The 21581-nt window shown below is 72.2% G+C and carries 19 protein-coding genes and 1 pseudogene; 10 read left to right on the plus strand and 10 right to left on the minus strand.

The annotated features are described in order from the left end of the window. Positions 1-2 precede the first annotated feature (2 nt). The 3 genes from OEIGOIKO_RS02770 (at position 3) to OEIGOIKO_RS02780 (ending at position 2290) form a co-directional block, all read left to right on the plus strand. The gene (locus OEIGOIKO_RS02770; protein ID WP_125051507.1) at positions 3-677 is read left to right on the plus strand and encodes an urease accessory protein UreF; all 675 of its coding nucleotides are present in this window, start codon (positions 3-5) and stop codon (positions 675-677) included. An 81-nt stretch (positions 678-758) separates the two neighbouring features. Further along, positions 759-1460 carry an urease accessory protein UreG gene (gene ureG, locus OEIGOIKO_RS02775; RefSeq protein ID WP_125051509.1) on the plus strand — a complete coding sequence of 234 codons (702 nt, stop codon included), beginning with the start codon at positions 759-761 and terminating at the stop codon, positions 1458-1460. Next, positions 1457-2290, plus strand: a complete 834-nt coding sequence (locus tag OEIGOIKO_RS02780; protein ID WP_125051511.1) for an urease accessory protein UreD — start codon at positions 1457-1459, stop codon at positions 2288-2290. Before ureG ends, OEIGOIKO_RS02780 begins: the two co-directional genes overlap by 4 nt. A 41-nt stretch (positions 2291-2331) precedes the next feature. Here the strand turns inward: OEIGOIKO_RS02780 and OEIGOIKO_RS02785 are convergent, their stop codons facing one another. Continuing rightward, complete coding sequence (locus OEIGOIKO_RS02785; RefSeq protein ID WP_125051513.1) at positions 2332-3483, minus strand: serine hydrolase domain-containing protein; 1152 nt, start codon at positions 3481-3483, stop codon at positions 2332-2334. A gap of 503 nt (positions 3484-3986) precedes the next feature. On the opposite strand from OEIGOIKO_RS02785, the gene OEIGOIKO_RS02790 reads away from it, so the two are divergent. Genes OEIGOIKO_RS02790 through OEIGOIKO_RS02800 form a run of 3 tightly spaced genes read left to right on the plus strand, consistent with a single transcriptional unit; the run spans position 3987 to position 7587 of the window. Further along, positions 3987-5408: a family 2B encapsulin nanocompartment shell protein gene (locus tag OEIGOIKO_RS02790; RefSeq protein ID WP_125051515.1), complete on the plus strand. Its 1422-nt coding sequence runs from the start codon at positions 3987-3989 to the stop codon at positions 5406-5408. A gap of 35 nt (positions 5409-5443) precedes the next feature. Further along, positions 5444-6703: a family 2 encapsulin nanocompartment cargo protein terpene cyclase gene (locus OEIGOIKO_RS02795; protein ID WP_246177163.1), complete on the plus strand. Its 1260-nt coding sequence runs from the start codon at positions 5444-5446 to the stop codon at positions 6701-6703. 14 nt (positions 6704-6717) lie between these two features. Further along, complete coding sequence (locus tag OEIGOIKO_RS02800; RefSeq protein ID WP_125051517.1) at positions 6718-7587, plus strand: geranyl diphosphate 2-C-methyltransferase; 870 nt, start codon at positions 6718-6720, stop codon at positions 7585-7587. Between the two features lie 20 nt (positions 7588-7607). Here OEIGOIKO_RS02800 and OEIGOIKO_RS02805 read toward each other — a convergent pair whose 3' ends face one another. Continuing rightward, positions 7608-8216: a GNAT family N-acetyltransferase gene (locus OEIGOIKO_RS02805; protein ID WP_125051519.1), complete on the minus strand. Its 609-nt coding sequence runs from the start codon at positions 8214-8216 to the stop codon at positions 7608-7610. A 72-nt stretch (positions 8217-8288) separates the two neighbouring features. Beyond that, entirely contained in the window at positions 8289-8705 is a 417-nt protein-coding gene (locus OEIGOIKO_RS02810) for an ATP-binding protein (RefSeq protein ID WP_170251514.1), read from the minus strand. Positions 8706-9198: 493 nt separating this feature from the next. On the opposite strand from OEIGOIKO_RS02810, the gene OEIGOIKO_RS41365 reads away from it, so the two are divergent. Next, positions 9199-9765, plus strand: coding sequence for an STAS domain-containing protein (locus OEIGOIKO_RS41365; protein WP_170251516.1), 567 nt, complete (start codon positions 9199-9201; stop codon positions 9763-9765). Positions 9766-9957: 192 nt separating this feature from the next. Beyond that, entirely contained in the window at positions 9958-10371 is a 414-nt protein-coding gene (locus OEIGOIKO_RS02820; protein ID WP_246177164.1) for an STAS domain-containing protein, read from the plus strand. A gap of 65 nt (positions 10372-10436) precedes the next feature. On the opposite strand, the gene OEIGOIKO_RS02825 is transcribed toward OEIGOIKO_RS02820, so the two are convergent. The 5 genes from OEIGOIKO_RS02825 to OEIGOIKO_RS02845 all read right to left on the minus strand — a co-directional run bounded on the left by OEIGOIKO_RS02825 (position 10437) and on the right by OEIGOIKO_RS02845 (position 15437). Beyond that, on the minus strand, positions 10437-10793 hold the full coding sequence (locus OEIGOIKO_RS02825; RefSeq protein ID WP_125051525.1) for an STAS domain-containing protein: 357 nt from the start codon (positions 10791-10793) through the stop codon (positions 10437-10439). 350 nt (positions 10794-11143) lie between these two features. Next, positions 11144-11530 carry an SH3 domain-containing protein gene (locus OEIGOIKO_RS02830; protein ID WP_125051527.1) on the minus strand — a complete coding sequence of 129 codons (387 nt, stop codon included), beginning with the start codon at positions 11528-11530 and terminating at the stop codon, positions 11144-11146. A gap of 192 nt (positions 11531-11722) precedes the next feature. After that, positions 11723-13444, minus strand: a complete 1722-nt coding sequence (locus tag OEIGOIKO_RS02835; protein WP_125051529.1) for an acyl-CoA dehydrogenase family protein — start codon at positions 13442-13444, stop codon at positions 11723-11725. Positions 13445-13582: 138 nt separating this feature from the next. Next, a complete protein-coding gene (locus OEIGOIKO_RS02840) occupies positions 13583-14143 on the minus strand; it encodes a PadR family transcriptional regulator (protein WP_125051531.1) in 561 nt (186 codons plus the stop codon). 88 nt (positions 14144-14231) lie between these two features. Beyond that, positions 14232-15437 (minus strand): PP2C family protein-serine/threonine phosphatase, encoded by a 1206-nt coding sequence (locus OEIGOIKO_RS02845; protein WP_125051533.1) that lies wholly within the window; start codon positions 15435-15437, stop codon positions 14232-14234. 906 nt (positions 15438-16343) lie between these two features. Here OEIGOIKO_RS02845 and OEIGOIKO_RS02850 point away from each other — a divergent pair. Both OEIGOIKO_RS02850 and OEIGOIKO_RS02855 read left to right on the plus strand, forming a co-directional pair. Continuing rightward, positions 16344-17528, plus strand: coding sequence for a cytochrome P450 (locus OEIGOIKO_RS02850; RefSeq protein ID WP_125051534.1), 1185 nt, complete (start codon positions 16344-16346; stop codon positions 17526-17528). Between the two features lie 146 nt (positions 17529-17674). Next, a pseudogene (locus tag OEIGOIKO_RS02855) lies at positions 17675-17951 on the plus strand (ABC transporter ATP-binding protein); the annotation flags it as partial. Here the strand turns inward: OEIGOIKO_RS02855 and OEIGOIKO_RS02860 are convergent. Next, positions 17952-18869, minus strand: coding sequence for an aminoglycoside phosphotransferase family protein (locus OEIGOIKO_RS02860; protein ID WP_125051536.1), 918 nt, complete (start codon positions 18867-18869; stop codon positions 17952-17954). It abuts the pseudogene before it with no gap. 152 nt (positions 18870-19021) lie between these two features. Continuing rightward, positions 19022-21340 carry an ATP-binding cassette domain-containing protein gene (locus OEIGOIKO_RS02865; RefSeq protein WP_125051538.1) on the minus strand — a complete coding sequence of 773 codons (2319 nt, stop codon included), beginning with the start codon at positions 21338-21340 and terminating at the stop codon, positions 19022-19024. Between the last annotated feature and the right edge of the window lie 241 nt (positions 21341-21581).

Below are 21581 nucleotides of genomic sequence, written 5' to 3' on the forward strand. Positions count from 1 at the left end.
AGATGAGCAGGGCGGCGTTGCTGGTCCTGGCGGACGGCCGGTTTCCGGCGGGCGGGCATGCGCATTCCGGCGGGGCGGAGGCGGCCGTCGAGGCGGGGCGGATCCGGGACGCGGTGAGTCTGGAGGAGTTCTGCCGGGGGCGGCTGCACACGGCGGGGCTGGTCGCGGCCGCCCTGGCCGCGGCCGCGGCGGCGGGGTGCGATCCGCTGGTGCTGGACGAGGCGGCCGATGCCCGTACGCCCGTGCCGGCGTTGCGGCTCACGGCGCGGCGGCTGGGGCGGCAGATGATGCGCGCGGCCCGCGCGACCTGGCCGTCGGCCGGGCTGGACGCGCTGGCCGCCGCCCGGCCGCGCGGCGCGCATCAGCCCGTGGTGCTGGGCCTGGCCGCCCGCTCGGCGGGGCTGGAGCCGCTTGATGCCGCCTACGCCGCCGGGTACGAGAACGTCAGCGGCCCGGCCACCGCCGCCGTCCGGCTGCTGAGTCTGGACCCGTTCGAGGCGAGCGCGGTGCTGGCCCGGCTGGCGGGGCCGCTGGACCGGGTCGCCGCGCGGGCCGTCGAGGCGGCGCGGCGGGTCCCCTGCGAAGGCAGCGGCGCGCTGCCCGCCGCCTCCGCGCCGCTGCTGGACATCACCGCCGAGCAGCACGCCGCCTGGCCGGTACGGCTGTTCGCCTCGTAGCCGTGCCGCGTCCGTGACCACGCCCGCCCCGCAACCCACCGCTGGCACCGTCCCGCACCCGACTCGATCACGGAGCAGCTCATGCATCTCGACCACGACCTCGACGCACGCTTCCCGCACCGGCACAGCTACAGTGCCGCGGCCCCCGGGCGTCCCGACGGGACCCGGCGTGCGCTGCGCCTCGGGCTGGGCGGGCCGGTGGGCACCGGCAAGACGGCCACCGTCGCCGCGCTGTGCCGCGCGCTGCGCGACGAGCTGTCCCTGGCGGTGGTCACCAACGACATCTACACCCGCGAGGACGCCGAGTTCCTGCTGCGTGAGGCGGTGCTGCCGGCCGGGCGGATCACGGCCGTGGAGACCGGTGCCTGTCCGCACACCGCCATCCGCGACGACATCTCCGCCAACCTCGAGGCCGTCGAGGACCTGGAGGACGCCGTCGGCCCGCTGGATCTGATCCTGGTGGAGTCCGGCGGCGACAACCTCACCGCGACCTTCTCCAGGGGCCTGGTGGACGCGCAGATCTTCGTCATCGACGTGGCGGGCGGCGACGACATCCCCCGCAAGGGCGGCCCCGGCGTCACCACCGCCGACCTGCTGGTGATCAACAAGACTGACCTCGCCCCGTACGTCGGCGTCGACCTGGAGGGCATGGCCCGCGACGCCAAGGCCCAGCGCGGCGACCTGCCCGTCACCTTCACCTCGCTCAAGAGCGACAACGGCGTCCAGCCGGTGACAAACTGGGTCCGCGCACGCCTCGCCGACTGGACCGCAGGCCCCGCATGACCCTGACCACCACGCCCGTTCCCACAGCGGCTGCCGGCGGCATCCACGCAACCGCCCGCATCTCCGCAGCCGCCAGGGGCGACACCACCGTCCTGCCCGTCCTCGACGGCGACGGACCCTTCGAACTGCGGCGCCTACGCTCCCGTGGACCCGAAGCGCGCGTATGCGTCATCGGCGCCATGAGCGCGCCCCTCGGCGGCGACCGACTGCGTGTCGAAGCCACCGCCCTGCCGGGCGCCAGGTTGCACATCACCACCGCCGCCGCGACCCTCGCCCTGCGCGGCGCCACCGCCGAACACGCCACCTACGACATCCACCTGACCGTCGCCGAACACGCGGAACTCCGCTGGACCCCCAAGCCCCTGATCTGCGCGGCCGGCAGCAACCTACGGCAGACCTGGACCCTTGACCTCGCCCCCACCGCACGCCTCGTCCTGCGCGAAGAACAACTCCTCGGACGCACCGGCGAACCCTCCGGCCGGGTGACCACACGGCTCACCGTCCGACGTGGCGGACGCACACTGCTCGACCAGGAAACCGCCTACGGGCCTGGCGCACCGGGCTGGGACGGCCCCGCCGTCCTGGCCGGCCACCGAGCCACCGGCCAGATCCTCACCGTCGACCCGGCTTACGAGACCACACCCCCCGACACCCACCTCTTCGACCTCACCCCGGACGACGGCCACGCACTCCTCGCCCCGCTCGCCGGACCCGCCACCCTCGTCACCGCCGCCGCCCCGGACGGCCACCTGCTACGCCGCCTCCTCAGAACCGCACAGGCCACCACCCGTCGCTCCGCCTCCACCAGCTCGATGCGCAGCGAGCCGTAACCGCGTTCACCCGCCCAGGCGGTGGCCCTCAGCCCGGCACGTCACTTGCAGAGGGCGGTGTGCAGCAGGTGTGCGGCGTGGCGGCGGCCCTGCTCGGCGGGGCCCGGCTGGGCGGTGACGGCGATGGTCGCGGCGCGGCCGTCGTCGGTGGCGGCCGAGTCGGTCGCGTAGCCGAGATAGTCGCCGTCGTGCCCCCACATCAGACCGCCGCAGCTCAGCGGCTGGCTGGACAGGCCCAGCCCGAACCGCGTGCCTGCGGGGTATCCGGCGTCGGCCGGGATCGCCACGGTCGTGCGCATCCGGGCGAGCTGTGCGGGCTTGAGCAGCCTGCCGCCGAGCAGGGCCCGGAAGAAGCGGTTCAGGTCGCCGGGAGTGCTGATCAGGGCGCCGCCGGCCCAGGCAGGCGACGGGTCCAGTCCGGTGACGTCCAGCAGCGCTGTGCCGGGCTTCGACGCGACGTAGCCGTGTGGGTGGGCGTCCCGGATGCCCTGCTCGCCCACGGCCGGGAAGTACGTGTGCCGCAGCCCGACGCGGTCGATCACCCGGCGAGTGATCTCCTCGCCCACCGGGCGGCCGGTGACCTGCTCGATGAGCAGCCCGGCCACCACGTAGTCGGTGTTGCAGTACCGCCAGCCCGTGCCGGGCGGGAACTCCGCCTTGTGCCGCAGCGCGAGGTCGAGCAGCGTGCGGGGCGCGTAGTAGCGGTGACGGTTGCCGAGGAGGTCGCCCAGGTACTGGGTGTAGTCGGGCAGCCCGCTGGTGTGCTGCAGCAGCTGACGCACCGTGATGCGACGGCCGTCGATGCCGTCGCCGCGCAGCAGCCCCGGCAGGTAGGTCTCGACCGGGGCGTCCAGCGCGACCTTGCCCTCGCCGACGAGTTGCAGGACGACGGCGGCGGTGAAGGACTTGGTGACGCTCGCGGCCCGCACCTGGCCGCCGACCGGCGCCTTCGCCCCGGTCCGCAGGTCCGCGACGCCTGCGGCCGCATTGCGGGTGCGTCCGTCGCGGCCGGTGGCGGCGGCCAGCGCTGCCGGGTAGCCGTCCTCGTGCACCAGCCGGTCCAGGCCGCGCTGCACGGGGCCGGCGGCCCGGGGCTGTGCGACGGAGGCGGGCAGGAGGCCCGCCAAGGACATGGCGGTGGCGGCCGACACGACTGCCACGGTGATCCGACGACGATGAGAACGCTTCGGCATGACGGGCCTTCCTCGTGTACGCGGCTGGGGCTGCGGGGTCCAGCCTGCTGATGTGCGACTCGGGGCACCATCCGGGCAGCCACCGGAGCCCAACTGGGGCCGTCCTGAGGTAAATCGGCTCATGAGCCGCGCCGCGCAGCGTTCCCAGGCATGCGGCCCGGCAAGACGTACAGCCTCCAGGAGATCTGCTCGGCATCCGCCTGGCCGGCCTCTGGCGGCCAGGCACACCGCGCTCGGGGAGTGGCGGGCGCGGTGCGGCCTCCAGCGGTGCGCGGGGCCCGGTCCGGGTGCGGGTGCGGGTTCGGATGCGGGTGCGGCCCGTAAACGATTACTCCGAGACGTCGACGCCGGTGCGCAGTACGCGCCCCTGTGCGGGCGCGCCTGCCACGTCCGCACATCCGTATGCGTTACGAATGCGTACGCAAAGTGATCACGCCTGCCCGGCGGTGATGTCTGCCCTGTCGGCGTCAGGCGGGTTTCCCATGGATCGGGAGAGGTAGTCGATGACGGTCGAGACGAGCCCATCAGCAGCCGCCGGGGCGCAGGACCCGGAGCAGGAGCAGCTCAGCCTCAGCACAGCGGCGGCGCGAAATCTCGCGACCACCACCAAGACCGAACCCCAGATGCAGGGGATCAGTTCACGGTGGCTGCTGCGGAAGCTGCCGTGGGTCAATGTTCCCGGCGGCGCCTACCGGGTGAACCGGCGGCTGTCGTTCACCGTCGGGGACGGGAAGGTGACGTTCGAGAAGAGCGGGGCCACGGTACGTGTCATCCCGGAGGAGCTGGCCGAACTGCCGCTGCTGCGGGGATTCGACGATCATACGGCGTTGGGCGCGCTGGCCGACAAGTTCGTCCAGAAGGAGTTCGAACCCGGTCAGATCATCGTGCAGCAGGGCCGGAAGGCCGATCATGTCTTCCTGATCGTGCACGGCAGGGTGGACAAGCTCAGGCCGGCGAAGTACGAGGGCGAGGCCGTCGTGGGCCGGCTGTCGGACGGTGACAGCTTCGGCGGCAACGCGCTGGCGAGGGCCGACGGCGAGTGGGATTTCACGGTCCGCGCGGCGACCGCGGTGACGGTCCTGACGCTGCCGCACAGTGCGTACAAGACGATCGCCGGCCAGCACGAGGCACTGCGGTCGCACGTCGACAAGCGCAGCACCGACGCGCAGAAGCCGGCGAACAAGTCCGGTGAGGCCGCGATCGAGTTCCTCTCCAGCCACGAGGGTGAGCCGACGCTGCCGACCACGTTCGTGGACTACGAACTCGCGCCGCGTGAGTACGAGTTGAGCGTGGCGCAGACGGTGCTCAAGGTGCACAGCCGGATCGCCGACCTGTACAACCAGCCGATGAACCAGACGCAGCAGCAGTTGCGGCTCACCGTCGAGGCGCTGCGCGAGCGCCAGGAGAAGGAGCTGGTCAACAACCGTGAATTCGGGCTGCTGCACAACACCGACTTCGACCAGCGCATCCCGGCCCCCGTCGGGCCGCCCACCCCGGACGACCTGGACGACCTGCTGAGCATGCGCCGTGGGACCAGGTACTTCTTCGCCCACCCGCGCGCCATCGCCGCCTTCGGCAAGGAGTGCAACCGGCGCGGCCTCTCCCTCAGCAGCGCCGATGTCGACGGCCACCACATCCCCGCATGGCGCGGCGTGCCGATCCTGCCGTGCGGCAAGATCCCGATCTCGGAGCACCAGACCTCGTCGATCATCGCCATGCGCACCGGCGAGAACGACCAGGGCGTCGTCGGCCTGTACCAGACCGGCCTGCCCGACGAGATCGAGCCCGGCCTCAACGTCCGGTTCATGGGAATCGACGAGAAGGCGATCATCTCCTACCTCGTCAGCACCTACTACTCCGCCGCCGTTCTCGTGCCGGACGCGATCGGCATTCTCGAAAACGTCGAGGTGCGACCGCGTGACTGAGCACCCGGCCCGGCGAGGGGAAGAGGGCTGAGACGGTGTCGTTGCTGTCCCGGATGTTCGCCGCTCCCGCCGTCGACGAGGTGGCGGACGAGGTGAGCGCCGCACTGTCCGGCCTGGCGTGCCCGGAGGAACGGGAACCGGTCGCGCCACCGTGCGAGCCGGCGGCCGCGTTGCCCGCGCCCCCGGCGGAGCGCCCGTGGCTGCCCGACGGCCCCACCGGCCTGGGCACATCGGCGGCCAGAGCCCTCCTCCCGCCGCCCGCAGAACCCGACCGGCCCGCACCGGGCCCCGCGGACGGGCCCGGGACCGGGGCCGGGCCCCGCCCCGGTGATCCGGTTCCGGGGCTGTACTGTCCGCCCGCCGTACCGGCCGACCCGGCCAAGGTCGCCGAGGTGGACCGGCGGCTCGAAGCCTGGGCCCATGACCTCGACCTGTTTCCCCCTGAATGGGCGGGGGACTTCGCCGGATTCCAGGTCGGCCGTGCCGTCGTGCTGCAACACCCGGCAGCGGCGAGCCTGGAGCGCCTCGTCGTCGCGGGCAAACTGCTGGTGGCGGAGAACGTGGTCGACGACTGTTACTGCGAGGACTACGGCGGGTCACCCATCGGCCTGGGCGGCCGGCTCATCATCGCGCAGAGCGCCCTGGACCCTCTGCACAGCGCGGACGGCTACCAGCAGCAGTGGCACGAGGGCCTGGGCGCGGACGCTCCGCTGCGCTCCTACGCCGACGCGATGCGGGCCTTCCGCGAGATCGCCAGTCCCAGCCAGGTCACCCGGTTCGTCCACGACATGGCGCGCCTGCACCTGGGCTATCTCGCCGAGGGCGCCTGGGCACAGACCCGCACCACCCCGCCGGTGTGGAAGTACCTGGTGATGCGGCAGTTCAACAACTTCCGCCCCTGTCTGTCCATCGTGGACGCGGTGGACGGCTACGAACTGTCCGAGCCGTTCTACTCCCGCCCCGAAGTCCAACGCGTCACCGCGCTGGCCTGCAATGCCACCACGCTCGTCAACGACCTGTACTCCTTCACCAAGGAGATGGCCGTCGACGAGCACCATCTGAACCTTCCGGTGGTGATCGCCGCCGAGGACCGCGGCGGCCTCAAGGAGGCGTACCTGAAGGCCGTCGACATCCACAACGAGATCATGCACGCCTTCGAGAACGAGGCCGCGGTCCTGGCTGCCCACAACCCGGTCCTGGCCCGCTACACCACCGGTCTCGCCGCCTGGGTCGCCGGAAACCACGAATGGCACCACACCAACACCTACCGCTACTCCCTGCCGAACTACTGGTGAGAGAAGACAACCGCATGACCACCACAGCGCAGCGCGGCGGCGCGGCAGCAGCCCCGGCCGTCAGCCCCTACCAGCAGTCGGTGGCCGACTACTGGAACCACGAGAGGAACGCCGTCAACCTCCGCCTGGGCGAGGTCGACGGCTTCTACCATCACCATTACGGCATCGGGAACGTCGACCGGTCCGTCCTGGAGGGCCCCGCGGACACCCGCGACGAGCGCACCATCGCCGAACTGCACCGGCTGGAGTGCGCCCAGGCCGACTTCCTCGCCGACCACCTCGGCGCCGTCGGCCCCGACGACCGGCTGCTGGATTCCGGCTGCGGCCGGGGCGGTGGCAGTCTGGTCGCCCACCAGCGGTTCGACTGCCACGTCGACGGCATCTCCATCTCCGAGGCCCAGGTGGCCTTCGCCACCGCGCAGGCCGAGAAGCACGGTGTGGGCGACAAGGTGCGCTTCCACGTCAAGAACATGCTCGACACCGGCTTCGAGAAGGGCTCGTTCCGCGCGATCTGGAACAACGAGTCCACGATGTACGTCGACCTGTCGGCCCTGTTCGCCGAATACGCCCGCCTCCTCGTACGCGGCGGCCGGTACGTCACCATCACCGGCTGCTACAACGACACCTACGGGCTGCCCTCCCGCGAGGTCTCGACGATCAACGCCCACTACATCTGCGACATCCACCCCCGCTCGGCCTATTTCCGGGAGATGGCGAACCACCGGCTCGTGCCGAGCAGCGTGGTGGACCTGACCGCGGCGACCGTGCCGTACTGGGAACTGCGTGCCGCGTCCTCCTTGGCCACGGGTATCGAGGAGACGTTCCTGACCGCCTACAAGAACGGCAGTTTCCAGTACCTGCTGATCGCCGCCGACCGGGTCTGAACGCCGCGGCGCTCCGGTGCTCAGGTGCTGTCGGTGGTGCGGGGTTCGCGCCGCATGGACCACAGCACCGGGCCGCCGCCGGGGAGTTCCATCTCGCCGCGTACGACGAAACCGAAGTGCTCGTAGACGGGGACGTTGGACGGCTTGGAGGACTCCAGGTAGACGGGCAGGCCCGCCGCGTCGGCCTGGGCCAGGCCCGAGCGCAGCAGCGCGGCACCGTGTCCCTGACCCTGGGCGGCGGGGTCGGCGCCGATCACCGCGAGGTACCAGTGCGGCTCCTGGGGCGCGTGCTCGGCCGCTGCCATGACGGTGTCACGGAACAGCGCGGCCCGGTCGCCGAGGATGTCCTGGAGCTCCTGGACGGTCTCCGCGTCGGGTACGGCCTTCGCCTGCCCCTCCGGCGGTACCCAGAAGGCGGCCGCCGCGCCGGTGCGCTCGCACACGCCGTGGTGGGCGTACTGCCGGGTGAACAGCGTGGTGAAGTAACGGCCCAGCCCGGCCTCGCGGGACGGGTCGTCGGGGAAGAACCAGCGCATCATCGGGTCGTCGCCGAAGGCGCGGGCCAGGGTACTGCTGACCAGTCGGGCGTCGTCGACCGTCGCCCTCTGCGGGGAGTGTGTTATCGGCACATCGCTCATTGTGCACCCATGGTGATCTTCGTCGGCCGGTGGGTGGCCCGCTCGCCGGCGCCCGGCCGGCGCTCACCCGGTGCTCAGGGTGGCCCGGATCGTCTTGCCGCCCGCCGGGCCGTCGAGGACGTCGAGGGTGTGCGCGAGGGCGTACACGATCAGCAGCCCGCGGCCGCTCTCCTCGCCGTCGCCGGCCGGGCGCAGCCGGGGCCGGTCCGGGCAGTCGTCGCTCACCTCGACGGTCAGGGTGCCGTCCTGGAAGCACAGGCGCAGCCGGCAGCTGCTGCGGGTGTGCCGGGTGACGTTGGCGACCAGTTCGGTGACGATCAGGAAGGCGTCCGCCGGGTCGGCGGGGCAGGGCGCGGCGGTTGCGTCCCGGGTCAGGAAGGCGGCGGTCAGCCAGCGGGCCCAGAAGACGGTTTCGTGGGCATGGGGTAAGAGGTATTCGACCCGCGTCGTCCGGACGCGGGCACGGCGACGGGTACGCAACGTTCGGCTCACTCCCCCCAAGGGCCAGTCGGCCCCCTTGAGTTACGCCTCGGTGGCCGGATCGCGGCGGCTGGTCTGTACCACACATGCCCCGTTCGGGTGACAGCCACGCACGGTTCCGCCGTAGTACGGGTCATCCGGTGGCGTGACCACCGTCTGCGGACGGCACCGGCTGCCCCAGGTCCGCGCACGCCGCCCGCCCCGGCCGTGCACCACCGGCCGTCCGCCCGCGCCACGGGCGCCGCGGCACCGCCCGGCACCGGCTCGCACAGTGACGGGGCGGCCGTTCAGGTGTCCGGGGGCCGCGTGCCTCCGGTGGGACGCTCCCCCGGCGCGTGCTTGTCCGCGCGGAATCGGGGGCATCAGACCGGTTGAGGCCGACGGGCGGGTCGGCGAACGCCCTGCACCGCACCGGACCGCCCACACGCTCGGCCACGACTGCCCGGCCACCTCCCTGCGGGCCGGGACTCGTCCACCGACGGAGGAGACGCCTGTGTCTGGTCTCGCACGCTGCTTCCGTGGCCGTGTCGCTCCCCGCCGCCTCGGCCGTGCCGGCGCCCGCTGGTGGCGGTACGAGGGCCGGCCGCGCAGGCGGCCCGCAGGTTCGTATCCGAAGAGTGACGGACCCTGCTGGCGCGCGCGGCGGGACGGGGAGACGCTGCTGCTGTCGGTCTGCGGCGACCTGGATCTGGAGCTCGCCCGACGCCTGGGCCCGGCCCTGTCCCAAGTGTCCTCGCGGTCCGTCCGCACGGTCGTCCTGGACCTGAGCCAGGTCACCTTCTTCGACTGCAGCGGACTGCAGTGGCTGTGCGAGGTGCGGTCCCGCGTGGCCGCGAACGGCGGGGAGACTTATCTGCGCCAGCCACCACGCTGCGTGTACCGCGTGCTGCAACTCGTGCCGCTGTCGCGCCCGTTCGCCTTGCTGCCCGCCACCGGCACCGCCGCCGCCCGCCCGGCGGGGACGACGGGAAGCAGCCGTTCGGCGGGCAGCGGTTCCCGCCGCCTCGCCGTGCGCCGCCGACGGGCCGTGTACGGATCCACTCGGCCGCACAGCAGCTGAAGGACGTGCCGCGGGGCCGTCCGCCGGGCGGCGGAAGGCCCGCGTCCGGCGTCCGGGCCGCGCGCCTTGCGCCCGGAGGTGGCGCAACTCGCCGCTACCGGGCCGGGCCCGCCTGGTACCGGTGCCTGCGTACGGATAGCGTGGTCGGCCCGGCCCCATGGGTGTTGGTGCGAACGCGCTCGGAGGTGCGACATGCCGCACGCTGACGGGTTGCTGGTCAACATGGTCGCCGACTGTGCCGCATGTGCGGTGATACGCGTCAGCGGAGCTCTCGACCACACCGGGGAACAGTTCTTCCGTACGACGATGGGCGGCCACGTCGACGCCGGTTACCGCTATGTGGTCCTGGACTGCGCGGCGCTGGTCTACTGCAACTCCCGCGGTCTGAACTGCCTGCTCGGACTGCACTGGCTGCTCAGCCGGCGCCGCGGCCGCCTCCTGCTCGCCGGTGTGGGGCGCCGGGTGCTGTGGATGCTGGAGCAGACCGGCAGCAAGGAGGTACTGGCCGTCTTTCCCACCGTGACCCGGGCGCTGGCCAGCCTGCCCGTGCACCACCGTCCCACCTGGCCGCCCCCGCACCCGGTGAGCGCGGGCCCCGGGGCGTGAACCCGGACGGGGCCGCCGTCACCGGCAGCACCGGCGGTTCCGTCACGGACACACCCGTGACCCGCTCACCTGTCGGCAGCCTCCGGCGCCCGGTCGCCCCAGGCGTCCTCGACACTGGCGTAGCGGGGGAACTGTTCGGCGTAGCCGGTGAGCCGGAACAGCAGGTCGACGGCCTCGTGGTCGTAGACGACCCGCACCCAGCCGCCGACCGCCTCGCAGCGCGTCCGGGCCGTCATCAGTTCCTGCAGTCCGCTGCTGTCGATGAAGTGCACCTGCCGCAGGTCGGCGACGACGAAGGCCGGGAGTGCAGCATCGTTCCCTCTGAGCTGGTCCCGGAACGCCGGCGCCGTGGCCAGGTCGATCTCGCCCACCGGGCAGACCACCCGGCAGCCCTCCCTCAGCTCGGGGCACCGGGTGTTCATGGCGGCCAACTCCTCGGGGACTGCGCGGCGCGGCCCGCACGACGGGGTCTGCGGCGGGCTGCTGGCAGCTTACGGACCCCACACGCGCAGACGAAGCCGAATGTTCACTCATCAATGAAACCTTCACGAAAGACTTCTGTCGATCGTCCAGCGACCGTTTTCGTCCGCTCGTCGCCGTAGTTCGATCAGATCGCGCGGCCCGATCATCCAATAATCCGCGCACCGGTTCGAGAGGCGGTACGGGAGGGGACGTCGCGGCGCGGAAGGCCCGCTCAGCCCTCAGGAGCGGGCCCGTGGTGGCAGTGGGCCCGCTCCTGAGGTCGTGCGGGTGGTACGGGTGAGGCGTCAGGTCAGCACTTGTTGTCCGGGTGGTCGGAGCCGCCGTCGTCGAGGTTCTTGTTGTAGACCCAGCCGTCGACGTTGAGGCCGTCGATCCGTACGTGCGTCCACCTGTTGCCCGCGGAGTTCTTCACCCAGCAGTGGTAGAACAGCACGCGCGCGGTGCCGACCGTGGCGACCACACCGCACTCCTTGTTGGGGCCGGTGCGGACCTTGACGCTGTCGCCCTTCGCGGTGCCCTTGCCGGAGGACTTGTTCGACCACCCGGGGTGGGTACACGCGTCCGCGCCGGTGGGCGCGGCGCTGGCGGACGGAGCGGTGACGGTGAGCGTGGCGCCTGTCAGGAGGAGCGGTGCGGCGACGGCCGCGGCGAGTCTCGCGCGCTTCTTCAGTGTCATGGTGGTTCCCCCTTGCTCGGCGGGCGCCCGTACGGCTGGCCCGGTTGCACTGAGCATGGCGCGCCTGGACATGATGTGCGGGACGCGAGGGGCATCTGGCCAAAAGTCGCACTGGAGGGACCAGTTCCTGATTGCTCCCGATTTCCTGCGACGGGTGACCGTGGATCACCTCGCGTCCGCACGGACCTTCCGCTACGGCGCCATCTCGTACGCCCCCGACAGCGCCTCGACGCGCTCCCAGACCCGCGCGGAGCGGGCCTCGTCGACGACGGGGCGGCGGACCGCGGACAGAGCCCAGGACTGCTGGGCGTCGGTCGCCGAGTCCTTGCCGTGCAGTTCGACGGCGTGCGCGGAGAAGTCGCGGACGAGGACGCCGAACAGCTCGTCCAGGACGTCCGCGTCGAGGTCCGTCAGGCGGGCCTGTTCGAGGATGAGCTGGCCGTGCACGACCAGCGCGAACAGCTGGCCGACGGCGAGCAGCAGGTCGAGGTCGCGGCTCTGCTCCTCGTCGGGGGCGGCGGTGGCGACGAACTCGCACAGCGCGTCCGCCTGCTCCCGGAAGCGGGCGACGTTGGGCACCTCGGCGTACGCGTCGTAGGCGGCGCGCCAGTCGTGGAACCGTACGGCGCCCAGGCCGCGGGCCGGTCCCTGCCGGAAGAGGAAGGCGTCGTCGGCCGCGTCGAGGCGGGTGGGTACGGGCGCGTACTCAGCCGGGTTCAGCAGGTGGTTGCCCATGAACTTGAGGATCAGCGCGAGGTTGACGTGGACGGTGCCCTCCAGCTTCGGCAGGCCGCGGATCTCGGTGGCGGCCTGCGCGAAGTAGGTGTCCTTCTCGAAGCCCTTGGCCGCGATGACGTCCCACATCAGGTCGATGACCTTCTCGCCCTCGGTGGTCACCTTCATCTTCGTCATCGGGTTGAAGAGCAGGTAGCGGCGGTCGTCGGGGCCGGCGGAGCGGAAGTAGTCGACGGCGCGGTCGCTGAACAGCTTCATGCCGGCCAGGCGGACGTAGGCGTCGGTCAGCTCGCGGCGCACGTGCGGGAAGGCGGTGACCGGGCGGCCGTACAGGATGCGGTTGCGGGCGTGGGTGACGGCCTCGTACATCGCGTGCTCGCAGATGCCGATCGAGGCGGTGCAGAGGTTGAACTTGCCGACGTTGACGGTGTTGAGCGCGGCGTCGAAGGCGGCGCGGCCCGTGTGCAGCACGTCGTCCGGCCCGACCGGGTAGTTCTCCAGGCGGAACTCGCTGACGTACTTCGAGGAGTCGACGACGTTCTTCACCAGGTGGTACGCCGGGTGACGGCTGTCGGCGGCGAAGAAGACGTAGCCGTCGGGGCCCTCGATGTCGGTGCGGCGGCCGAAGACGGAGACGAGTCCGGCGGCGTTGCCGTTGCCTATGTAGTACTTGGCGCCGCTGGCGAGGAAGCCGCCGTCGCCGTCGGCCTCCAGCAGCATGTCGGTGTTGTAGATGTCGGCGCCGTGTGTCTTCTCGGAGAGGCCGAAGGCGAACACCTCGCCCTGTGCGAGGAGTTCGGCCGCGCGGGCGCGGGCGGCGGCGTTGTCGCTCTGCCAGACCGGGCCGAGGCCGAGGATGGTGACCTGCCACGCGTACCAGTAGTCGAGCCCGTAGAAGCCGAAGATCTCGTTGAGGGCGGCGATCCGGGCGGTGTCCCAGCGCTTGTCCGGATGGCCGTCCGCGGCGGCGGCCGGGGTGAGGAAGGCCGCGAACAGCCCCTCCTTGGCCGCGAAGGCGAGGAAGTCCGCCAGCCAGGCGCGGGAGCGGTAGTCCTCGATCAGCCGGCGCTTGCCGCGGTCCTCGAACCAGTCGACGGTGGCGCGCAGCAGCCTGCGGGTCTCGGGGTCGAAGTGCGCCGGGTCGTAGGTGCGCGGGTTGAAGAGCAGCGGGTCGGCCATGGGGTCCGCCTTTCGGGTCGAGGGTGGGTGGAGAAGGAGGGCGGGGTCGCGGGCCCGGACCGTCGGCAACGGGCAGGCGGCGGGCTCGGCGCTGTGGTGGGGCGCTGCAGTGCGGCGTTCGTGGTCCGGTGCTCCGGTTCAGGGCCGCTCGGGCTTCAGGGCGTGGAGCGTGTCGAGCACGTCCTCCAGCCAGGTGATCGTCATGCGCTCGTACGCGATGCCGCCGCGCAGTACGGCGTGCTGGAGCTGCTGTCCGGCGTCGAGGGCGGCGGGTGCTCCGGGGCCGGTGAAGTCCCGCCGCTCCCCCGCCAGGTAGTGCGCGAGCCGGTCGGTGTGCGCCTGGTGGTGCCGCTCGACCTCGTGGATCAGCGCGGCCGGGTCGTCGAAGGCCGCGCCGCGGATCTTGACGGCGAGGTCGTGCCGTACGCTCTCGGGCTCGATCGGCTCGTGCAGCCAGGAGGACAGGGCGGTCCGCCCGAGGGCGGCGACGGAGTACTCCTTCTTGTCCGGCCGCCCCTGCTGCGGCACCTCGCGGACATCGACCCAGCCGTCGGTCTCCATGCGCTTGAGGACGCGGTAGATCTGCTGGTGGGTGGCGGTCCAGAAGTAGCCGATGGACCGCTCGAAGCGGCGGGCCAGCTCATAGCCGGAGCCCGGTTTCTCCAGCAGGGAGACGAGGATCGCGTGGTCGAGCGCCATGCCCCGATCCTGCTATGCAACGAGTTGCATAGACAAGCGGCACCGCGCAGGTGAGACGCGGGTCACCCGGCCGGCGCTCCGGTCCTTCTCAGCGGTCGGGCGGCCCGGGGCTGGGCTCCGGGCCCGGCAGCCGCGGGCCGCGCCGCTCCTTGCGGTACGGGCGGAGGGGGTCGCGCGAGGCGCGCGGCGCGCCGCCCGCCGGAACGGACCGGCCGCGCGCACCGGACGCGCCCCGGGCGTCCGGCGAGGGCACCGGCGGGCAGGACTCGACCAGGATGAACGCCACGTCGTCGGCGAGGACGCCGTCCGTGTGACGGAGCAGGGCCTCCTGGAGCGCGTCGGCGGCGTCGTCGAGCGCGGCCTGGGAGCAGGCGGAGCGCAGACCGGCGAGATCGACCATGTCGCCCTCGGGGCTGCGGGCCTCGGCCAGGCCGTCGGTGTAGAACAGCAGGCGGTCGCCGGGGCCGAGGACCACGTCCTGGACGACCGGCACCGGGTGCAGTCCCAGCGGGGTGGTCGGTTCGGCCGGGGCGAGCAGGCGGGGCGGGGCGCCGGCGGGCAGGAGCAGGGGCGGGTGGTGACCGCAGTTGGCCAGGCGGACCCGGACGCCGGCGGACCGGCCGGTGGTGCGGAACTCGGCGGCCAGGGCGGTGACGAAGTCCTCCGCGCCGAGCAGGGCGGCCAGGCGCCGGTCGGTGGCGTCCAGCACGGCGGGCAGGTCGGGGCGGGTGTAGGCACTGTCGCGGAAGAAGCTGATCACGGCGGCCGACAGGCGTACGGCCGGCAGGCCGTTGCCGCGGACGTCGCCGATCAGCAGGCGCAGGCCGGCGGCGGTGTGCGCGAAGGCGTACAGGTCCCCGCCGAGCAGGGCCTGGGGCGAGGCGGAGTGGTAGCGGGCGCACACGGTCACCCCGCCGAGCCGGAAGGTGGTGGGCTGGAGGATGGCGCGCTGGGCGACGGACGAGGTCTCGGTCAGCTCACCTTCGCGCGCCACCCGCTGAGCGGCGCTCCAGGTGGCGTACGCGCCGCCCAGCGCGAGCACGGCCAGGCGCACCAGCATGCCCTGTTCACCGAGGTCGCCCTCCCACACCGCGACACCGGCGGCCAGCAGCACCACGTACAGGGCGACGGAACCGGTACACGGTCCGTCGAGCCGAGTGGCGGCCAGCAGCGTACAGAGCATCAGCAGCCCGACCAGACTCTGCGCCGGACCCAGTACGAGATCTCCTACGGCTATGGGAACGCCCAGCAGCAGCGCGAACAGCAGCCATCCGCGGTCGCGGTCCAGGCGCATGTGCCCTCCTCCTGCCTCGCGGCGCGGAAGGTCACCGTGAGCAGCGGCGTCACCGTCCGGTCCGCCCGGGCCGGATGTCGACAACCGAGCGGAATCGACGGGCGCAGATCACGTAAGGGGCATTGCCGACCGGCCTTGACCTCTCCTGCACCTTGCGCAGGAGATATGCCCGCTGGCCAGTCCGCTTGCACATGCCGTACGGAGGTCCGTCCACGGGGTGGCGCGGCCGAAGCGGTGGCGCGGCCGACGCGGGCGCCGGTTCCGGCCGCGCTGTCCAACACGGGCAACCCACCGGTTGGACACACCTCTTGTCCGGCCGCTCGTCCAACTGCTCCCGGTTGACCCGGTGCTCAGCCGACCAGCAGAGTGAGGGAAATCGATTCGTCACTTTCTGCGATCCAGCAACCGGACGGCCGTCGACGCGGCATGCACGGGAATACACGGGGTTTCACGAGGATTCACGGGGATTCATCGATCAAGCCGGACGTGCGGAATGTTTGAGATGCGCACTGCACACGGAACCCGTCGCGCCCGGCCGTCCGTGAGAATTCCGCGGAGATATCGGCTCGTCACGGTCGCCGCGGCCTTTCGGAAGGGGGAGGAATGCACGGTCCGGTGTCGCACCGGACGGCGTCCTCCCCGCCCCGAGGCGGAACACGCGGCCGCGGAAAGGACGGGCTGAAGGAAGAGACCCGGCCCGGCCACCGGCCACCCCTCTTCGGGGGCCGGCGCCGATTCCGCGGTGAGCGGCCGCTTTCGCCCCGCTGCCGCCGGTGTTCCGCGGCGGCGGTCCGCACCGCGTTCCGGCTCCCGCCCGGCACGTTCCGGGGTACGCCCCTGACCGGCCACGGCGCCCGTACGGACACCTCCCGCCACCTCGGCCGACGACGGAGAAGGGATGTCAGGATGACCCAGCCCCAGGAAATACCCGTACACCTGCGCCGGGACCGGTTCGACCCGGTCCCCGAACTCCGGCAGCAGACACGAAAGGCGCCGCTGACAGCGGCCGACATCGACTTCGGGCCCCTCGGCCAGGTGAAATGGCTCGCCACCGGAGATGCCGAGGTACGGGAGGTGCTGGGCGATCTCACCCGGTTCAGCTCCGCACTGCCCGACGGCGAGGACGGGACGGGCACCCGGGCCCTGCCGGGGAATCTGCTGACGTGCGACCCGCCCGACCACACCCGGCTGCGGAAAATGGTGGCGCCGGAATTCACCGCCCGGCGGACCCGCAGGCTGGAGCCGCGCCTCCACGAGATCGTGGCGGAGTGCCTGAACACCCTGGAACGGGTCGGGCCGCCGGCCGACTTCATGCGGCACTTCGCCTGGCCCATGGCGGGCCTGATCACCTGCGAACTGCTGGGCATTCCCCGGGACGACCGGGCGGAACTGGCACGCTACCTGGACGTCTCGCAGAACGACGCCGGGTCGCCGGAGCAGCAGACGGCCACCGGGAAGGCGTACTGGGCGTACATGGTCACGCTCGCCGGCCGGCAGCGCCGCGATCCCGGCGACGGCCTGTTCGGGTCGGTGGTGCGGGCGCACGGCGCGGACATCAGCGACGAGGAGCTGGCGGGCCTGGGCGCGACCTTCGTGTCCGACGGCTTCCTGCAGGTCTCCAGCATGCTGGGGCTGGGCACACTGGCACTGCTCGACCACCCCGACCAGCTCGCGCTGCTCCGGGAGCGGCCGGAGCTGATCGACCGGGCCGTGGAGGAGCTGCTGCGGTACGTCACCGTCATCCACACCGTGGCGCCCCGGACAGCCCGGGAGGACGTGGCCGTCGGGGGCCATGTGATCAAGGCCGGTGAACGGGTGGCCTGTTCCCTGTTCGCCGTCAACCGCGCGCAGGACGAGGCGGAGACCGACCGCTTCGACATCACCCGGGAGGCCGCACCGCACATGGCCTTCGGGTACGGCATCCACCACTGCGTCGCCGCGCCGCTGGTCAAGCGGGAGATGGCCGCGGTCTATCCGGCGCTGCTGCGGAAGTTCCCCGGGCTGCGGCTCGCGGTGCCTCCGGAAGAGGTCCGCTTCCGCGGCTCGCAGACACGGCAGTTCAGCCTGGAGGCCCTGCCCGTTGCCTGGTGAGGCAACGCCCGTCACCTTTCGCGCGCCCGGCACGCCCGCCACATCCGGCGGGCGTGCCGGGCGTACTGCGTACGGGGACGGTCGCCGGCGTCGGGGGCGGTCCTGGCGGGCGAAGTGCCGGAGGCGGAGCCGGCCACGGTGGGCCGGCCCGCGTGGAGCTGGCCGGCCCGCACACGCTCAGCCTCGACGAGGCCACCTCGTCGCTGGACCCGGCGACCGCCCGGTACGCCGAGCGGGCGATGGGCCGCGGTCCGCGCGGACCGTGCGGTGATCTCCATCGCGCACCGGCTGCAGACCGCCCACGACGCCGACCGGGTCGCCGTCATGGAGGCGGGCCGCATGGTCGAACTGGGCCCGCACGCGGAACTGAGCGCCGTGGACGGCCCGTACGCGGCGCTCCGGCGGTCCTGGAACGGTGCGTGATCAGCGCTGGACGGACGCGGTGAGACGGCGCATCGCGGCTTGCGCGGGCGGGCCCCAGGTGGCCTTGCCGCCGGGGCGGCCGTGGACACCGGCGTCGCCGACGAGCAGGCCGCCGAAGGCGCGCAGCACCGCCCAGCCGCGGGCGCGGCGCAGGGTCGCGGTGTCCGGGCCCGGCCGGTAGGCGGCGTGGAAGCGGTCGGCGGCACCGTCCGGCAGCAGGAGCCACGCGGCGGCGAGGTCGAAGGCGGGGTCGCCGGCGAACAGGTCGCCGAAGTCGATCACGCCGGAGAAGGTGCCGTCCGTGGTCAGGACGTTGGCCGGATGCAGGTCGCCGTGGAGCCAGAGGCGCGGGCCCGCCCACTCGGGCGCGGCGGCGGCGTCCTCCCAGACCGCACGGATCGCGTCCGGGTCGTGGACCAGGCCCAGTTCCACGACCGAGGCGAGCCCTTCGGCGAAGTACTGGGCGGTGTCGGCCAGCGGGCCCCCGCGGTCCCGGCCGTCGGGCGCCTCGTCGGGTGCGGGGCGGTGCAGGGCTGTCAGGAAGGCGGCCAGGGTTTCGGCGGCCTCCGCGCCTCGCGTCGCGGGGGCGCGGTCGGCGGGCTCACCCGGTACCCAGGTGGTGACGAGCCAGGGCCGCGGGAACCGTTCCGAGGGCTCGCCGAGACGCTTCGGTACGGGCACCTGGAGCGGCAGGTGCGGGGCGAGGGCGGGCAGCCATGCGTGTTCCTTGCGCAGCAGCGCGTCCGCGGTCTCCGTAGCCCAGGGCATCCGCACGGCGAGGTCGTCACCGAGCCGCCACACCTGGTTGTCCCAGCCGAGGGCCCCGAGTGTCACCGGGCGGTCCGCCAGGTCCGGGTGCTGTTCGCGCAGCAGGTCCCGGATCAGTTCCGCCGTGATGTCCGTTTCGGTGACTGTCATGGGCAGCAACGATAACCAGGGGGCGGTCGGGCCGAGTTCCGGCCTGGCCGGATCGGATCGCGGTCCGCGCCGGATCACAGTCCGGGCCGGATCACGGTCCGGACCGTACGGAGCCGGGCCGCCACGCCGGGCCCCGGCCCCGTCACCGGCTCTCAGCCCCCGGCGCGCCCGTGCTCGTCGGGCCCGGCCTGACCGACGTACTCCCGCAGGTGCCGGGCCGTCAACGTATTGCTGCCGGCGATCAGTTCGGCGGGCGTGCCGGTGAAGACGACCTGCCCGCCGTCGTGCCCGGCCCCCGGGCCGAGGTCCACGATCCAGTCCGCGTGGGCCATCACCGCCTGGTGGTGCTCGATGACGATCACCGAGTTGCCCTCGTCCACCAGCCGGTCGAGCAGGGCGAGCAACTGGTCGACATCGGCCATGTGCAGGCCGGTGGTGGGCTCGTCCAGGACGTACGTGGTCGCCTTCTCGTTCATGTGGATGGCCAGCTTGAGGCGCTGCCGTTCGCCGCCGGAGAGGGTGTTGAGCGGCTGTCCCAGGCGCAGGTAGCCCAGCCCGACACCGGCGAGCCGCCCGAGAAGGGCCTGGGCCTGCCCGGTGGGGAAGAAGTCCCGTGCCCGGGCGACGGACATGGCCAGCACCTCGCTGATGTCCTTGCCGCGCAGCTTGTAGGTGAGCACCTTCGGCGTGAAGCGTTTGCCCTCGCACTCCTCGCACACGGACGCCACCCCCGCCATCATCGCGAGGTCGGTGTAGACCAGCCCGATGCCGTTGCAGTGCGGGCAGGCGCCCTCCGAGTTGGCGCTGAACAGCGCCGCCTTGACGCCGTTGGCCTTGGCGAAGGCGGTACGGATCGGGCCGAGCAGCCCGGTGTAGGTGGCCGGGTTGGAGCGGCGTGAACCGCGGATCGGCGACTGGTCGGCGACGGCGACGCCCTCCCGCCCGGCGACGTACCCGTGGATCAGCGAACTCTTGCCGGAGCCCGCGACTCCGGTGACGACGGTCAGCACCCCCAGGGGTATCTCCACGCTGACGTCCCGCAGGTTGTGCCGGTCCGCGCCCTGGATCGCCAGGGTGCCGCGCGGCGTGCGCACCGTCTCGCGCAGCCGGGCCCGGTGCTCCAGGTACCGCCCGGTCAGCGTCCCGGAGGCGCGCAGCCCCGGCACGTCCCCGGCATAGCAGATCCGTCCGCCGTCCGTCCCGGCGCCGGGGCCGAGGTCCACGACGTGGTCGGCGATCGTGATGACCTCCGGCTTGTGCTCGACGACGAGTACGGTGTTGCCCTTGTCGCGCAGGCGCAGCAGCAGGTCGTTCATCCGCCGGATGTCGTGCGGGTGGAGCCCGACGGTGGGTTCGTCGAAGACGTACGTGACGTCGCTGAGGCTGGACCCGAGGTGTCGCACCATCTTCACGCGCTGCGCCTCGCCGCCGGAGAGGGTGCCGGCGGGCCGGTCCAGGCTCAGATAGCCGAGGCCGATCTCCACCAGGGAGTCGAGCAGGTGCCGCAGGTTGGCCAGGAGCGGCGCCACGGACGGGTCCTCGACCGTGCGCAGGAACGCGGCGAGGTCGCTGATCTGCATGGCCGAGCACCGGGCGATGCTGACGCCGTCGATGGTGGAGGAGAGCGCGGCGGCGCTCAGCCGGGTGCCTTCGCAGACGGGGCAGTCGGCGAAGGCGACGGCCCGGTCCACGAAGGCCCGGATGTGCGGTTGCAGCGCGTCGCGGTCCTTGGCTAGGAACAGCCGCTGGACCTTGGTGACCAGCCCTTCGTACGTCGTGTTGAGGGTGGCGGCCTTCACCTTGGTCGCGGGTCTGTGGAGGAAGTCCTCCCACTCCCGCTCGGTGTAGTCCTTGAGCTTCTTGTCCGGCGGGAAGAAGCCGGAGCCCGCCATGACCTGCCAGTACCAGGAACCGACGGCGAAGTTGGGCACGGTGACGGCGCCCTCGTCGAGGGAGAGTTCGCGGTCCACGAGCTGGTCGACGTCGATCGTCGACACCTGGCCGAGGCCCTCGCACTCCGGGCACATGCCTTCGGCGCTGTTGAAGCTGAAGGCGCTGGAGGTGCCGATGTGCGGGGTGCCGAGGCGGCTGAAGACGATCCGCAGCATGGTGTACGCGTCGGTGGCGGTGCCCACCGTGGAGCGGGAGTTGGCGCCCATCCGCTCCTGGTCGACGATGATCGCGGCGCTCAGGTTGCGCAGCGCGTCCACGTCCGGGCGTCCCAGGCTCGGCATGAAGGACTGGACGAACGCGGTGTACGTCTCGTTGATCAGCCGCTGCGCCTCGGCGGCGACGGTCCCGAAGACCAGCGAGGACTTGCCCGACCCGGAGACGCCGGTGAAGACGGTGAGCCGCCGCTTGGGCAGGTCCAGGGAGACGTCGGCGAGGTTGTTCTCCCGTGCGCCGCGTACCTCGATGACGTGGTGCAGGTCGGCGGCGGCCGGCTGGGGGCTGGTGGGGTCGGCGGGCATGTAGGTCTCTTCTCCTCCGGGACGGCGGTACGGCGGGCCGGGCGGTGGTGGCGCGCGGCCGGGCGCGGCGGAGGCGGGCAGCGGACCGCGGTCCCCCGTCGTGCCGGGGTACTCTCCCACACTTTCCGCGTACGGTGTACGGAGTTTTTCCACGCGAACCGCCGCCGGGCGTCGCCCGGACCGCCGCCCGATCACTGTGGTCGGTCTACGGTCCGGCCGTAGAGACGTCTCGCGCGGGCGG

This window comes from Streptomyces paromomycinus, assembly GCF_003865155.1.
In the GTDB taxonomy this organism is placed as follows: domain Bacteria; phylum Actinomycetota; class Actinomycetes; order Streptomycetales; family Streptomycetaceae; genus Streptomyces; species Streptomyces chrestomyceticus.